Origin of the sequence: Micromonospora cabrerizensis (assembly GCF_022230955.1) — a bacterium.
GTDB classification, from domain to species: domain Bacteria; phylum Actinomycetota; class Actinomycetes; order Mycobacteriales; family Micromonosporaceae; genus Micromonospora; species Micromonospora cabrerizensis.
Genome location: NZ_JAKKFI010000133.1, coordinates 1 through 12,895, shown reverse-complemented (window position 1 = coordinate 12,895; position 12,895 = coordinate 1). Strand labels below are relative to the sequence as shown.

At 70.9% G+C, this 12,895-nt stretch carries 9 protein-coding genes; 4 read left to right on the top strand and 5 right to left on the bottom strand.

Features of this window, described 5'->3' with window-relative positions:
• A partial coding sequence (locus LADH09A_RS31525; RefSeq protein ID WP_372492395.1) for a right-handed parallel beta-helix repeat-containing protein occupies positions 1-1,048 on the top strand: 1,048 nt, incomplete at its 5' end.
• 302 nt (positions 1,049-1,350) lie between these two features.
• Positions 1,351-3,003: a hypothetical protein gene (locus LADH09A_RS31520; RefSeq protein WP_238649310.1), complete on the top strand. Its 1,653-nt coding sequence runs from the start codon at positions 1,351-1,353 to the stop codon at positions 3,001-3,003.
• 88 nt (positions 3,004-3,091) lie between these two features.
• Here LADH09A_RS31520 and pulA read toward each other — a convergent pair whose 3' ends face one another.
• From pulA to LADH09A_RS31495, 5 genes are all read right to left on the bottom strand, one after another.
• Positions 3,092-8,587: a pullulanase-type alpha-1,6-glucosidase gene (gene pulA, locus LADH09A_RS31515; protein ID WP_238649309.1), complete on the bottom strand. Its 5,496-nt coding sequence runs from the start codon at positions 8,585-8,587 to the stop codon at positions 3,092-3,094.
• A 110-nt stretch (positions 8,588-8,697) separates the two neighbouring features.
• The gene (locus LADH09A_RS31510; protein ID WP_238649308.1) at positions 8,698-9,387 is read right to left on the bottom strand and encodes a cellulose binding domain-containing protein; all 690 of its coding nucleotides are present in this window, start codon (positions 9,385-9,387) and stop codon (positions 8,698-8,700) included.
• 81 nt (positions 9,388-9,468) lie between these two features.
• The gene (locus tag LADH09A_RS31505) at positions 9,469-10,149 is read right to left on the bottom strand and encodes a hypothetical protein (RefSeq protein WP_238649307.1); all 681 of its coding nucleotides are present in this window, start codon (positions 10,147-10,149) and stop codon (positions 9,469-9,471) included.
• A gap of 135 nt (positions 10,150-10,284) precedes the next feature.
• Positions 10,285-10,674, bottom strand: coding sequence for a DUF6841 family protein (locus LADH09A_RS31500; protein ID WP_238649306.1), 390 nt, complete (start codon positions 10,672-10,674; stop codon positions 10,285-10,287).
• A gap of 43 nt (positions 10,675-10,717) precedes the next feature.
• Complete coding sequence (locus LADH09A_RS31495; RefSeq protein ID WP_238649305.1) at positions 10,718-11,497, bottom strand: hypothetical protein; 780 nt, start codon at positions 11,495-11,497, stop codon at positions 10,718-10,720.
• Positions 11,498-11,516: 19 nt separating this feature from the next.
• On the opposite strand from LADH09A_RS31495, the gene LADH09A_RS31490 reads away from it, so the two are divergent.
• Together LADH09A_RS31490 and LADH09A_RS31485 are read left to right on the top strand one after the other, a co-directional pair.
• Positions 11,517-11,705, top strand: coding sequence for a hypothetical protein (locus LADH09A_RS31490; protein ID WP_238649304.1), 189 nt, complete (start codon positions 11,517-11,519; stop codon positions 11,703-11,705).
• 64 nt (positions 11,706-11,769) lie between these two features.
• A complete protein-coding gene (locus LADH09A_RS31485) occupies positions 11,770-12,492 on the top strand; it encodes a dienelactone hydrolase family protein (protein ID WP_238649303.1) in 723 nt (240 codons plus the stop codon).
• The last annotated feature ends 403 nt before the right edge of the window (positions 12,493-12,895 follow it).

Here is a 12,895-nt window from a genome sequence, read left to right as displayed (position 1 = left end):
GGCACCGGCGGCCAAGGCGGCAGCCAAGCCCGCCGCGACAACAGCGGCCAAGGCGGCAGCGAAGCCCGCCAAGGCGGCCGCAACCAAGGCGGCAGCGGCAACCACGGCGGCAGCGGCCAAGCCCGTAGCGGCCAAGCCGGCCCCGGCCGGGTCGGCGGCGACGCCGCTGGTCGAGCAGCCCGGGTTCACCGACGGGGCCGGGGTGCTGGTGCAGCCCGGTGGTCGCGCGGAGATCCTGGACAGCGAGTTGCTCTACAACCAGTCCGGCGGCAACGGCGGTGGGCTGGCCAACTTCGGCAGTACCAGGCTCAGCAAGACGACGGTCGCGCACAACACCGCCTTCTTCGTCGGCGGCGGCATCTTCAACGCCGGCGTACTCCAGGTCGACGAGTCGAAGATCAAGGACAACACCGGAATCATCGGTGGCGGTGGCATCTCCAACGGCGCGCCGGCGATCCGCAGCGAGGGCGTTGTGGGCGGTTCGGTCTGGGTCCACAAGAGCGAGGTCACCGACAACGAGACGCTCGGCTTCGGCGGCGGCGTGCTGGATGTCGAGGGCACCACGACGCTGCACCAGACGACGGTCGGTGACAACACCTCGGTGCTCGAGGGTGGTGGCGTCGCGGTGGCGGCCAGCCAGCTCACCCTCAAGGACGCCACGGTGGCCAGGAACAGCACCGCTCGCGAGGGTGGCGGCCTGTTCGTGAGCTCCGACAGCGTCGCGACGATCGAGAGCAGCAGGATCAAGGACAACACCTCGGGCTTGTGGGGTGCTGGCCTCTACAACGACGACGGCGTCACCACGCTGCGCGACAGCGAAGTGGTGGGCAACCGGGCCGTCGGTCCGTCCGCCCGCGGCGGCGGCATCGTCAACGCCGACGGGAGCGAGGTCAGACTCCACCGGACGACGGTGGCGCACAACTTCTCCACCCTTGAGCCGGGGGGCATCTTCAACAGCGCCGGCGGCATCGTGACGCTGGACGACGAGTCCGCGGTCACTGCCAACCGCCCGACCAACTGCTTCAACGTTGCGGACTGCTTCGCCTGATCGGGTGGGGCTGAACCACATAGAGAGGTACGCCTCTCCGCGCCGTCGCCGGCCCGGAGGGGCGTACCCGTTTTGGCAGGTCAAGAGGGGTCTACGGCCGCCCTGGGCGGCAGTGGGCCCGGCGGGGCGTCCCGACCCCTTCGGATGCAACATGAACCGAATGTGGGCTTGTTTCGGATAAGCCCGCGAGGCGAGGAACCTTCTCATACGGTGGTTTTGGGAGCTACAACCGATTTGTAGCAGGGGACGCCCGTCTGACGGCGGCGACCCTGTCTGGTACGAGGAGAGGGCAGAGAGCTCCGATGTCCAACTACCTAACGAACAACGAAGCCTCCGGGCGGGCGACGGCCAAGCGCCGCCGCAAGCTCTGGCTCGCCAGTGGCGTAGCCGGTTTGACGGGCGTGATCAGTCTCGCGGCGGTTGGCGTCGCGGGCAGCGCCGGAGCCGTCGGCCTCGACTGGAACACCGCGCAGGTCAGCAGGGACGGCGACCAGCGGGGTGACGAGGGACGCGACTGGGACAAGGACAACGGCGAGGACCGGAACAAGGACAAGGACAAGGACAAGGACCACGAGCGCGGGAAGGAGGTGCCCTGCGACACCGACAAGCTGATCCAGGCGATCGTGTTCGCCAACAACAAGAACGGCGGTGTGCTGGAGCTGGCCAAGGGCTGCACCTACAACCTGACCCGCAACGACTACGAGGGCAACGGCCTCCCGGTGATCACCGAGCACATCACGCTCAAGGGTGAGCACACGACGATCTCCCGGGAAGCCACCGCGGACTACTTCCGCATCCTGAACGTCGGCGCCGGTGGACACCTCACGATCAAGGGCCTGACCATCAAGGGTGGCCAGACCCTGGAGCTGTTCAACAGCGTCGAGCCGGCGGCCGTCTGGGCGTCGTACTCGGACTCCGAGGCGATCGCGGCGCAGGTGAAGGCGGGCGTCCCGCTGAACCAGGCGCTCACCGCCCGTCAGGCCAACCCGAAGGCGGGCCTGACGGCGACGCCGAAGGTGACGCCCAAGGCCGCGCCGACCGCGAAGGCGGGTGTCGTCACGCCGCTCGTGGAGTACCCGGAGGCCACCGACGGTGCCGGCATCCTGGTCCAGCCGGGTGGCAGCGCCGAGATCCTGGAGTCCGAGGTCGTCCTCAACCAGTCGGGCGGCAACGGCGGTGGCGTGGCCAACTTCGGCACCACGAAGATCTGGCACAGCACCGTCACCCGTAACACCGCCTTCTTCTTCGGTGGCGGCGTCTTCAACGCCGGCCTGCTCAAGGTCGAAGAGTCGAAGATCAAGGACAACACGGCCATCATCGGTGGTGGCGGTATCTCCAACGGCGCCGCCGAGATCTTCGCCGACGACGTCGACGGCGGGACCGTCGAGCTCAAGAAGACCGAGATCACCGACAACGAGACGCTGGGCTTCGGCGGTGGCTACCTCGACATCGAGGGCAACACCACGGCGTACGAGACCAAGTTCGTCTCGAACACCGCAGTTCTCGCCGGTGGCGGTCTCGCGGCGGCGGACAGCCAGCTGAACCTGCACAACGTTTCGGTGGAGCGCAACAGCACCGCCGGTGTCGGTGGTGGTGTGGCCATCGCCTTCGACAGCGCGGTCACGTTCGAGAAGAGCAGCATCAAGGACAACACCGCCGGCTTCTTCGGCGGCGGGCTCTTCAACGCTGGCAGCGTCACCACGCTGCGCGACAGCGAGGTCGTCGGCAACCGGGCCATCGGCCCGATCGGGGTCGGCGGCGGCATCTTCAACATCTTCGGCGAGGTCAACCTGTCGAAGACGAAGGTCGCCCACAACTTCTCCACCTTCGAGCCGGGCGGTGTCTTCAGCTTCTTCGGAGACGTGAACGTGGACGAGAAGTCCGCCATCACCGCCAACCGTCCGACCAACTGCCTGGCCATCCCGGGCGGCACCATCGAGAACTGCTTCGCCTGATCGATCACCCTCGGGTGACAGTGGCGCAGCGCCAGCACAACGGACCGGCCCCCTTCCGCACCACGCGGAAGGGGGCCGGTTCACGTCACTACCTCTGGACGAACACCGCCACGCTGCGCGCCGGGACGCTGAACGTGCCGGCCGCCCGGTCGAACGAGGCGGTACGCAGCACCGGATCGGCCGAGTCGACCAGCACCGGGTGCAGTGCCACGTCCGCTCCGCGCAGCTCGGCCACTGTCTGCTTGGCCGTCTCGGGGGTGCCGTTGAACACGACGGTCACCGACGTCCACGGCCCGCCCAACCCTCGGGCGTCGAGCGTCATCGTCAACACACCCGGCGTCTCCTGCGCCCCGGACAACGGGAACGCCACCCGCTGCTGCACCTGCTCGGCGGTGGCCAGCCCGAACACCGGCGACGACGCCCGGATGCGCAGCAGCTCGGCGTAGCGGGCGTCGGTCGTGTTGATCGCCGCGCAGTCCGGCACCAGGGCCGGGTCCGCCAGCAGGGGCTTGGCGTACGACCACTTGTCCTCGTTGTCCTGCGCCGGTGGCAGACCGGCGCCGAACCCGTTGCCCCGCTCGCAGCCCCACCGGATCTGGTTGAACCAGTCTCCGGAGTTGAACGAGTTGCGGTCCAGTGACTTCGACCGCAGCCGTTCGGTGCCCGCCGTGACGAACCCGGTGCCCTGCCCCAGCACCACCGTGCCCAGCGCCAACACCTGCATCCGGGAGCGGTCGGTCGCCGAGGTGGCCTGCGGCAGTTTGTACGCCAGCGCGTCGTACAGGATCTCGTTGTCGTGCGCGTCGACGTAGGTGACGGCCTCCCCCGGAGCGGCGGTGTAGCCGGCCGGGGAGCCGTTGTAGTCCACCTGCGCGCCGGTGACCTGCCGTCCGGCGGTGTCGGTGAACCGGTAGCCGCGCAGGTTGCCGGTGAGCCCCACCTTGATCAGGTCGTGGGCGTGCAGCAGGCGCGCCTTCTGCTCGGCCGCCGACCCGTTGACCGCGTCGCCGTTCGGGTCGGTCCAGAGCCCGGAGGCGAAGCCCTGCGCGCGCGGGTTGGCGTCGAACGGGCCGCCGCCGCGCACCGCGTCGCGCAGCCGGTCGTTGAAGGTGCCGATGCCGGTGCCGGCCATGTTGGCCTGGGTGGCCTGGACGAAACGGGCGTCGTTGGCGACCTCGCCGAAGTTCCAGCCCTCGCCGTAGAGCATGATCGCCTTGCCGTCCACGCCGTCGCGGGCGACGGTCAGCCGGTCCAGGGCGCTGCGGACGGCCAGGATGTTCGCCTTCGGGTGGTGACCCATCAGGTCGAACCGGAAACCGTCCACCTTGTACTGCTTTGCCCAGGTGACCAGTGAGTCGACGACCAGTTTGCCCATCATGGCGTGCTCGGGCGCGGTGTTGGCGCAGCAGGTCGAGTTGGCCACCGCGCCGTCCTCCAGCAACCGGTGGTAGTAGCCGGGCACGACCTGGTCGAGCACCGACTTGTCGTCGACACCGGCGGCCGAGGTGTGGTTGTAGACCACGTCCATCACCACCCGCAGGCCGGCGCCGTTCACCCCGGCGACCATCCGCCGGAACTCGGTGGTCCGCGCCGCGCCGGCCGGGTCGACGGCGTAGCCGCCCTCCGGCACGGTGTAGTGCAGCGGGTCGTACCCCCAGTTGTAACCGTCGGTCTCGGCGACCGCCGCCACGCACTTCTGCTGTTCCGCGGAGTCCGGCGGGAGCGCCGCCAGGTCACATGCGGGCTGACGCTGGTCGGCCCGCTTCTCCGGGATCGTCGCGAAATCGAACGCCGGCAGCAGGTGCAGGTGGGTGACACCGGCGTCGCCCAGCGCCTTCAGGTGGGTCATCCCGGCGGTCTTCGGGTCGGTGAGGGCGAGGAACGTCCCGCGCCGCTCGGCCGGCACGGTCTCGTCGGCGATGGAGAAGTCCCGCACCGACAGTTCGGAGATCTGCGCCTTCGCCGGGGGCACCGGCGCCGGTTTGCGCAGCGTCCGCCAACCCGCCGGGGCCAGCGCCGCGTCGTTCAGGTCGACCAGCAGGCTGTGCGTGGAGTCCGCGGCGAGGGCCACCGAGTACGGGTCGGTCACCGACGCGGTGACCATCTTCTGCGCCGCCGGCTGCCACGCCCGCACCTGGTACCGGTAGTACTTTCCGGCCCAGCTGGAGTTGCCGCGCGCCGACCAGACACCGGTGCGGTCGTCGCGGCGCATCGGCACGGTCCTCGGCGCGGCGGTCGGCGAGTCGAACAGCTGCAACGCCACCGTGCGCGCGGTCGGCGCCCACAGCGCGACGCTCGGCGTCCGCCCGACGAACGTCGGCCCGAGGGTGGCGTCGGTCGCCCGCGCGTACACGTCGTCGAGCACACCGGGGATCTGCACGCCGGTCGCCGCGAGCAGGGCACCCTCCGCGTCGCGCTCGGTCACCAGCACCTGCCCCCGCAGCGCCGCCGGGACCTTGGCCAGGTCGCCCCGGTCCAGCGCGAAGCTACGGTACGACCACAGGTGTGGGAACCTCGTGCGCTGCGCCTCGGTGAGCCCGTTGCGCTGCGCCCGCAGCGGCACTGTGGTGTACGTCCCGGTCAGCTCCCCGTCGACCACCCCGACGCCGCCCTCGGGCGCGACGACCAGCGCGTACGTCCTGCCGTCGGTCGGCGGGGTCTGCCACGCCACGGTGGACCGGTCGATCCAGTGCGCCTTCTGCTTGCTGATGTCGGTGTCCGCGTTGACGCTGGTCGCCGTGGACGGCAGCAACCGGCCCGGCGTGGCGGCCAGCAGCCACACCTCCCGGCCCGCGCTGGCGAAGTCGAGCCGCTGGTCGCCGGGCAGGTCCTTGGTGTCGCCCTGGTGGATGATGTAGTTCAGCCCGGTCGCGCCGGCAGCCAGGGGCACCCGGAACACCGCCCCGAACGCGTCGGTCCTGGTGGGCTTCAGCGGCGCGGACCACTCGGTCGGGTTGGCGGCGCCGTCCCACAGGTGCAGGCCCCAACCGTCGTAGTTGCCGTCGGCCCGCCGGTAGTGGATCACCGCGGTGCCCTCCTCGACCGCCGGGTCCGGCTCACCGGTGGCCGCCTGCCTGCTCGGGTAGACCGTCGGGTCGCCCTGTTTGAGCCAGACCTCGCCGGTGGCCGTGACGTCGATGCTGCGGTCCTGGGCGACGTCCTTGTTGCCGTCGGAGTCGACCACCACGAAACCCACGGACTTCGCGCCCGGCTTGAGTTTCACCCAGGCGAACCGGCCGTAGGAGTCCTCCCCGGCGAACGGCTGCCCCTTGGGCCACTCGGTGACGTACGCCGGGTCGATGTCCCCCCAGGCGTACAGACTCCAGTCGTCGTACCCACCGGCGGGACGCTGGTAGTGCACCACCGCCCACTCGCGGGACTTGCCCTGCGCCGGCGTACCCACGACGGCCGTGGACCGGGCGGTCGCGTTGCGGCCCCGACCGTCGCGGACCACCGCCTTGTACTCGACGCGGGTGCCGCCGGCCAGGCCGGTCAGGTCGTGCTGCACGGTGTACGGCGCGTGGTCGGCGCTGCCCAGCAACGTCCACCGACCGCCCGCGACCCGGGCGGCGACGGTGACGGTGGCAAGCGGGTCACCGGTCACCTGGGCGGTGACCGCGGCCCGGGTGGCGACCAGCGCGTCCGGGGCCGGGGTGGTGATGGTGACGCGCGGCGCGGCGGTCGGGCGGGCGACAGGCGTGCCGGCCCGGTGCACCACCGCCGACAGCGGCGGCACGGTCAGGCTGAGCCGGCCGTCGGCGCCGGCCGTGACGCTCTGGCTGCCGCCGTAGATGCCGGTGAAGGTGGCGCCGGCCGACCAGGTGTCCACGGTGACAGTCTGCGCGGTGTCGGCGTTGTTCACCGCCACCACGTACTCGGTCCGGTCGGCCGGGGCGATCCGGGAGGCGGCGAAGACGCCCGGGCCGTCGGCGGCGTACCGGGTCACCTGCACACCGTCGCGCAGCGCGGGGTGCGCCTGGCGCAGCCGGCCCAGCTCGGCGATCGTCCGGTACAGCGGGTGGCTGGTGTCGAACTGGTCGCTGGCGTGGGTGCGGTCGGTGCCGAGCAGGTCGTCGTCGAGATAGTCGGGAACCGACGAGGCGAACATGTCCTGCCGGGCGTCCTTGTCCCCACCGGGCCCGGTGAAGCCCTGCTCGTCACCGGAGTAGACCACCGGTTGGCCGCGGGTCAGGAACATCAGCTGGTGCGCGAGTTGGTCGCGGCGCAGGTGGCTGGCCGGGTCGGTGCCACCACCGGCGACGAACGAGCCGATCCGGCCCATGTCGTGGTTGCCGAGGAAGGTGGGCAGCCGGCCGGCGTCGGTGTCCCGGGCGGCGTAGAGGTCGTCGCGGGCGTACACGTCGGCGAGCGCCTTCGCCGAGCCGGCACCGGCGGTGTAACCCCGCGCGGCCTCCTGGAAGGCGAAGTCGATCGTCGCCGGCAGGCCACCCTGCCGTACGTAGCTGGAGCTGATCTCCGGGTCGGCGCTGTACACCTCACCGAACATGAAGAAGTCCTTCTTGCCGGCCTTTTCGGCGGCCCGCTCGATGCCCTGGCTGAACTGCGGCCAGAAGTCCATGTTGACGTGCTTCACGGTGTCCAGCCGGAACCCGTCGACCCCGGTCGCGCCGATCCAGTCCCCGTACGCCCTGGTCAGCCCCCGGACCACCTCGGGGCGCTCGGTCCACAGGTCGTCGAGGCCGAAGAAGTCCCCGTACTCGCTGTTCTCGCCGGCGAAGGTGGAGTCACCGCGGTTGTGGTACATGGTGGGGTCGTTCAACCAGGCCGGAACCTTGACGCTCGCGTCCTTCGGCTCGGCGAACACCGGGGTGTACGGGAAGGACTCCTTGTCAACCGGCGGGAACGCGCGGCTGCCGTCGGCGTAGTTGCGGTCCTCGAACGCCCGCCCCTGCGCATCGGTGTACGGCGAGGTCGCCTTGTCCACGTACGCCCTGCTGCCCTCGGCGTAGCCGATGACGTCGGCGGTGTGGTTGACGATCACATCGAGGTAGACCTTGATGCCTCGCTGGTGGGCGAGCTTGACCAGCCTCTTCATCTCCTCCATGGTGCCGAAGTGTGGGTCCACCTCGGTGAAGTCGGTGATCCAGTAACCGTGGTAGCCGGCGGAGACGTCGGCGCCGGCACCCTGCACCGGCCGGTTCTTGAAGATCGGGGCGAGCCAGATGGCGGTGGTGCCCATTCCCTGGATGTAGTCCATCTTGTCGATGACGCCCTTGAGGTCACCGCCGTGGTAGAAGCCCTTGTCGGTCGGGTCGAGCCCGGTGCGCAGCCGGTCACCGGTGAGGCCGCCCCGGTCGTTGCGGGGATCACCGTTGGCGAACCGGTCCGGCAGGACGAAGTAGAACTGCTCGGCCCGCGCGGAGTTGCCGCCCGCCTTCAGCAGTGCCTCGGCGGTGGGTTCGGTGCTCCACTGGGCGGCACCGCCGACGGCCAGGGGCGCACCGGCGGAGGTCGGCGCGGCAGCAGCGGCGGTCGGGGGCACGGCGACCGGAGTGCCGACGAGCGTCAGAGTGAGCAGGGAGACGAGGGCCAGGGTGGTGCGCGGTATCGGCGGGGGTTTCATCGACGCCTTCCTCTGGTCGCGGATGGGCCGCACGCTAACCCTTGCCGAAACATTCTGCAATACCTTGCAAACACAGTCGCAACAGAGCAGAGACCTTGCGGAAGCGCCGCTCAGAGCCCGCCGCAGCGCACCCCGTCGACAGTGCACAACCGTGGCGTGCTCGACGCCCGCTCCATGTGGAACCGCAACGACACCGACCCACCCGGCCGCACGTCCACCCCACTGACGTACGTGAAGCCGTCGTCGGACTGCCGCACCGTCCCCTGGGGAACGCCCTCCACCCAAGCGGTCACGAACCGTCCACCGGAGAACTCCAACCGCACCGTCCAACCACGGCTCTGCACGGACGCGTTGACCATCGACACCTCGCCGATGAAGCCCCCGTCGAAGCTCTGCACCACCCGGTACCGCCCACTCACCGCCGGCTGCACCTGCACCGCCCGACTCGGCGACCGCGTCGCCGTCGGCTGACCGGTCGGCCCGACAGTGTGGGCGACCGACGGCGACGGCGTCGCGGCGCTCGGCGGCAACCCGCTCGCCCGCGCGGACAACCCCGGCAACACCCCTGCCGGCGACGACGCCCGCGCGGGTTCGCTCGGCGCGGGCTCCGCCGACGGCAGCGGTAACGCCGGCGGCGCCGACGCGGCGTCCGACGCCGGATCGGGCCCCCGGTACGTGCCCACGGCCACGACGAGCAGGACCACCATCACCACGACACCAGCACCCACCACGATCCAGGGCGACGACACGATCGCGACCGGACCGGGCGACAGTCGCGGAAAGCGACGCTTACCGGACATGAACCTCCCTCAGCGGACCATCCGGGCAGCGTAGCGACCGGCGGCCGGGCCGGGAAGCGCCGAGGCCGACCCGACCCCGGCTCAGCCGAGCCGGCAGTCGATCCCGTTGATCGTGCACCGGCGCGGCCGCTCGGCGGACTCACCCCAACCGAGGCGAAGCCGCAGCGTCCGCGAACCACCCGGGTCCAGCGAACGGGTCCCGCGCAACACGAACTCGCCGTTTCCGCGCCCCCGCACCGAGACCCCCGAGTCGTCGGCGAGGCGCAGCGCCCACAGGTCGTCGTCGAACGTCAACTCCACCACCCAGTCCACCGACCGGCTCGACCCGTTCGCGATCGACAACACCGCCGCGTCCCCGTCCCAGCCGTTCTCGCCGACCTGGTACCGGGCGCTGACCGTCTCGGCCACCAGGGGCGCCGGCACCGCCGGGGCGCTCGCCCGCCCCGGCGTCGGAGAACCGGTCACGCTGGCTCGCGGCGACGGCGTCCGACTGCTGCGCGACGGGCGAGGCGACACCGAACGCCGCTCCACGCCACCCGGAGTCGGCCCACCCGTCGCCGACGCCGCCGCCGGCACGGTCGGCAGGAACACCGGGGGCGCGGACTGCGGTGTGGCGTCCCGCTCCCTGGTCCGGAACGACAGCAGCGCGATCACCAGGAGCACCACCAGCGCACACACACCGAGCAGCACCACGACCCACGGCACCGATGCCAACACCCGAGCCGCCCGCGTCCCTGTCGCACCGTCCGGCCGCACCGCCATCAGGTCTCCCCTCGTCCCCACCGACGCGACAGCGTAGCCAGCACCGGCCAGACCGGAAACCAGGCGGGTACGGATCGGGCCGACCGGCCGACGCACCACGGAAAACGGCCCGCCCCGGCGGACGATCCCGCTCGGTCAGCCCGTCCGGACGACCGTGCAGATGACCGGCCCGTCATCCGAGGTCCGCAGCAGGTAGCGGTACCGCTCCCCCGGAACCGCCTGCCCCCGACTGTCCAGGAACTCCCACTCCACCGCCACCATCGTCAACAGCGCGGACAACGGCTGCACATCCTCGATCCGGGCGTGCGCCGCGATCAGCTCCCGTTCCTGGTAGTCGGGTGCGGCGCCCACGAAGGACAACGCCACCGCCGCCGGTGACGTGAACGAGAAACTGTAGGTGTCGGCCACCACCAACCCCGGGAGGGCGTAACAGCCGGCGAGGGCCGGCAAATCGCCGGAGGTCAGCGCCACGCCGTACCGGTCGAAGAAGTCGGCCAACGTGTCGAGATTCGTGGGAGCGTTCACAGCAAGGGCAATTGCCGGTCACCGGCCAGGTCAAACCTCAACCTCAACGCGGAGGTACCCGTACCTCGATCTCCGCGCCCAGCCGGGCATCGTCGGCCAGACCCAGGTCGTCCCCGCTCCAGAACCGCCCCGGGTCGTACCAGTTCGGACGCCGCCCCGCAGGCAACAACCCCATCGCCTCGTAGGTCACCGCGACCACCTCGGCGCAGTACGCCGTCTCCAGTGCCCGGTCCCGCTCCGCCGGGGTGGACGGGGTCGCCTGGGCGGCTCCGTTGGCGTGGGCGGCTCCCGTGGCTCCGGCGGCTCCGGCGGTCGGGGTCGACTGTGGTGCCTGCCGGCCGGGGCGCGGCAGCGCCAGGCGGCCGGGGCGCGGCAGCGCCAGGCGGCCGGGGCGCGGCAGCGCCGGCACCCGACCACGCACCCACCGCCACGCCAGCTGGGCTGTCGACGGGAACGGCGTGCCGTCCAACCGCGCGATCGTCCGCAGCACCGCGCGCTCCATCTCCCCGTCTGCCGGCGGGTCGAGCTGCCGCAGCCAGGCCCGCTGGCCGTACCGGTTGGCCCAGACGCAGACCGCGTCCCGCAGGTCGTGCAACTGGACGCCGCGCTGGTGGGTGCCCGACCACAGATCCGGCAGCGACCTGCCCAGCTCCGCGTGCCACATCAACGGTGGCATGTCGTCGAGCACCACCGCCATTCCCACGTGGTTGACCGGGCTGTTGGTGGTGAACTGGATCGCCCGGTCCGGCACGCTGCGACCCCGGAACACCCACACGTCACCGGTGCGGGTCAACTCGACGGCCTCATCCAGGCTGATGCTCATGAGGGACTAGCCTAGGCCGATGCGGCAACGAATGCGGTGGTGGAAGGTTCTCGGGCTCGCCGGCCTCGCCGGCGTCGCGGCTTCCGGCGTGGTCATCGCGCGCGCTGAACGACGCCGGCGCGCGTACACCCCGGAGGAGATCCGGCAGCGGCTACTGGAACGGCACGCCCAGGCCAACGACGGCGCAAAGCCCCGCGACCCCGCCTGACCACCCACCCCTGTGGACGAATGACGGGGCACCTGGGCAGGCACAGGATCGATATCATCTGGCCATGACGACGCCCGTCGCGCAACGGCCCTTCGTCCTGTCCACCCCTGCCGCGCCGGTCGAACGGCACGGCACCGTCGACCTGCACCTGCCCAGCCGCGCCGACCCCGCACCCGCCGTCGTGGTGGTGCACGGCGCCCCGCTGCCGCCCGACGCGCCCGACCCACGCGACTGGCTTCTCTACCGCGGCTACGGCGCACTGCTCGCCGACAGCGGCGTGGTCACCGCAGTGATCAGCTACCAGGTGACCGACCTGACGGCCCTTCCCGCCGCAGCCGACGACATCGCCGCGATGGTCGAGCAGGTCCGCGCCGACCCGCGCGTCGACCCCGAGCGCGTGGTGCTGTGGTTCTTCTCCGGCGGAGGCCTCTTCGCAGCCGACTGGCTGCGCGCGGCACCACCATGGCTCCGCGGGATCGCGCTCACCTACCCGCTGCTCGTCCCCTTCCCCGGCTGGGAAGTCGACACCCGGTTCCTACCCGTCGACGCACTCGACTCCGGTGCGCACGTACCTCTGGTCCTGACCCGGGCCGGACGGGACATCCCACCGGTCCTGGCCGGCATCGACGCGTTCCTCCCGGCGGCGACCGCGCACGGCTGGCCGATCAGGGTGATCGAGGTACCGGACGGTCAGCACAGCTTCGACATCCTCGACCACACCCCACAGTCGGAGGCCGCCGCCATAACCGCCCGAGACGCAGTCCTCGACCTGCTGAAGGCAACCTGACCCGTCCCCGCCCCCGTGTCGGTCGGTGGTCGGTGGTCGGTGGCCGCCTTGGGCGGTGGGCGGTGGTCGGCGGTCGGTGGTCGCCTGGGTCCCCCATGATCGTGCTCGATCCAGGTTGTAGTGGCCTCGTCCGCGTTGGGTGGGGCCTGTTCCCTGGATCGTGCGCGATCTTGGGTGGTGCGTCGCCGTTGGCGTCCCTCGGCAACAGCGTCCGGTATCGCTCGCCGGCCGCCGGCCGCCGGCCGCTCAAGATCCGAGCAACTTCAGGGAAGTTGCTGTCTCGGCGCGGTGTGAGGCAGCACTTTCCCTGAAAGCGCGCGCATCTTGGTGTGTCTTCGGCGGGGGTTGTGGGGTGTGGTGTCCGTTCAGTCGGGCGGCCCAGGGGTCGGTGTCCGGTTTGGGG

What these genes read in the sequence shown, in the direction of transcription:
- LADH09A_RS31485 (WP_238649303.1), top strand. Translation starts at nt 11,770, where the DNA reads ATGACGACGCCCGTCGCGCAACGGCCCTTCGTCCTGTCCACCCCTGCC.
- LADH09A_RS31490 (WP_238649304.1), top strand. Translation starts at nt 11,517, where the DNA reads ATGCGGCAACGAATGCGGTGGTGGAAGGTTCTCGGGCTCGCCGGCCTC.
- LADH09A_RS31495 (WP_238649305.1), bottom strand. Translation starts at nt 11,497, where the DNA reads ATGAGCATCAGCCTGGATGAGGCCGTCGAGTTGACCCGCACCGGTGAC.
- LADH09A_RS31510 (WP_238649308.1), bottom strand. Translation starts at nt 9,387, where the DNA reads ATGTCCGGTAAGCGTCGCTTTCCGCGACTGTCGCCCGGTCCGGTCGCG.
- LADH09A_RS31520 (WP_238649310.1), top strand. Translation starts at nt 1,351, where the DNA reads ATGTCCAACTACCTAACGAACAACGAAGCCTCCGGGCGGGCGACGGCC.
- pulA (WP_238649309.1), bottom strand. Translation starts at nt 8,587, where the DNA reads ATGAAACCCCCGCCGATACCGCGCACCACCCTGGCCCTCGTCTCCCTG.
- LADH09A_RS31505 (WP_238649307.1), bottom strand. Translation starts at nt 10,149, where the DNA reads ATGGCGGTGCGGCCGGACGGTGCGACAGGGACGCGGGCGGCTCGGGTG.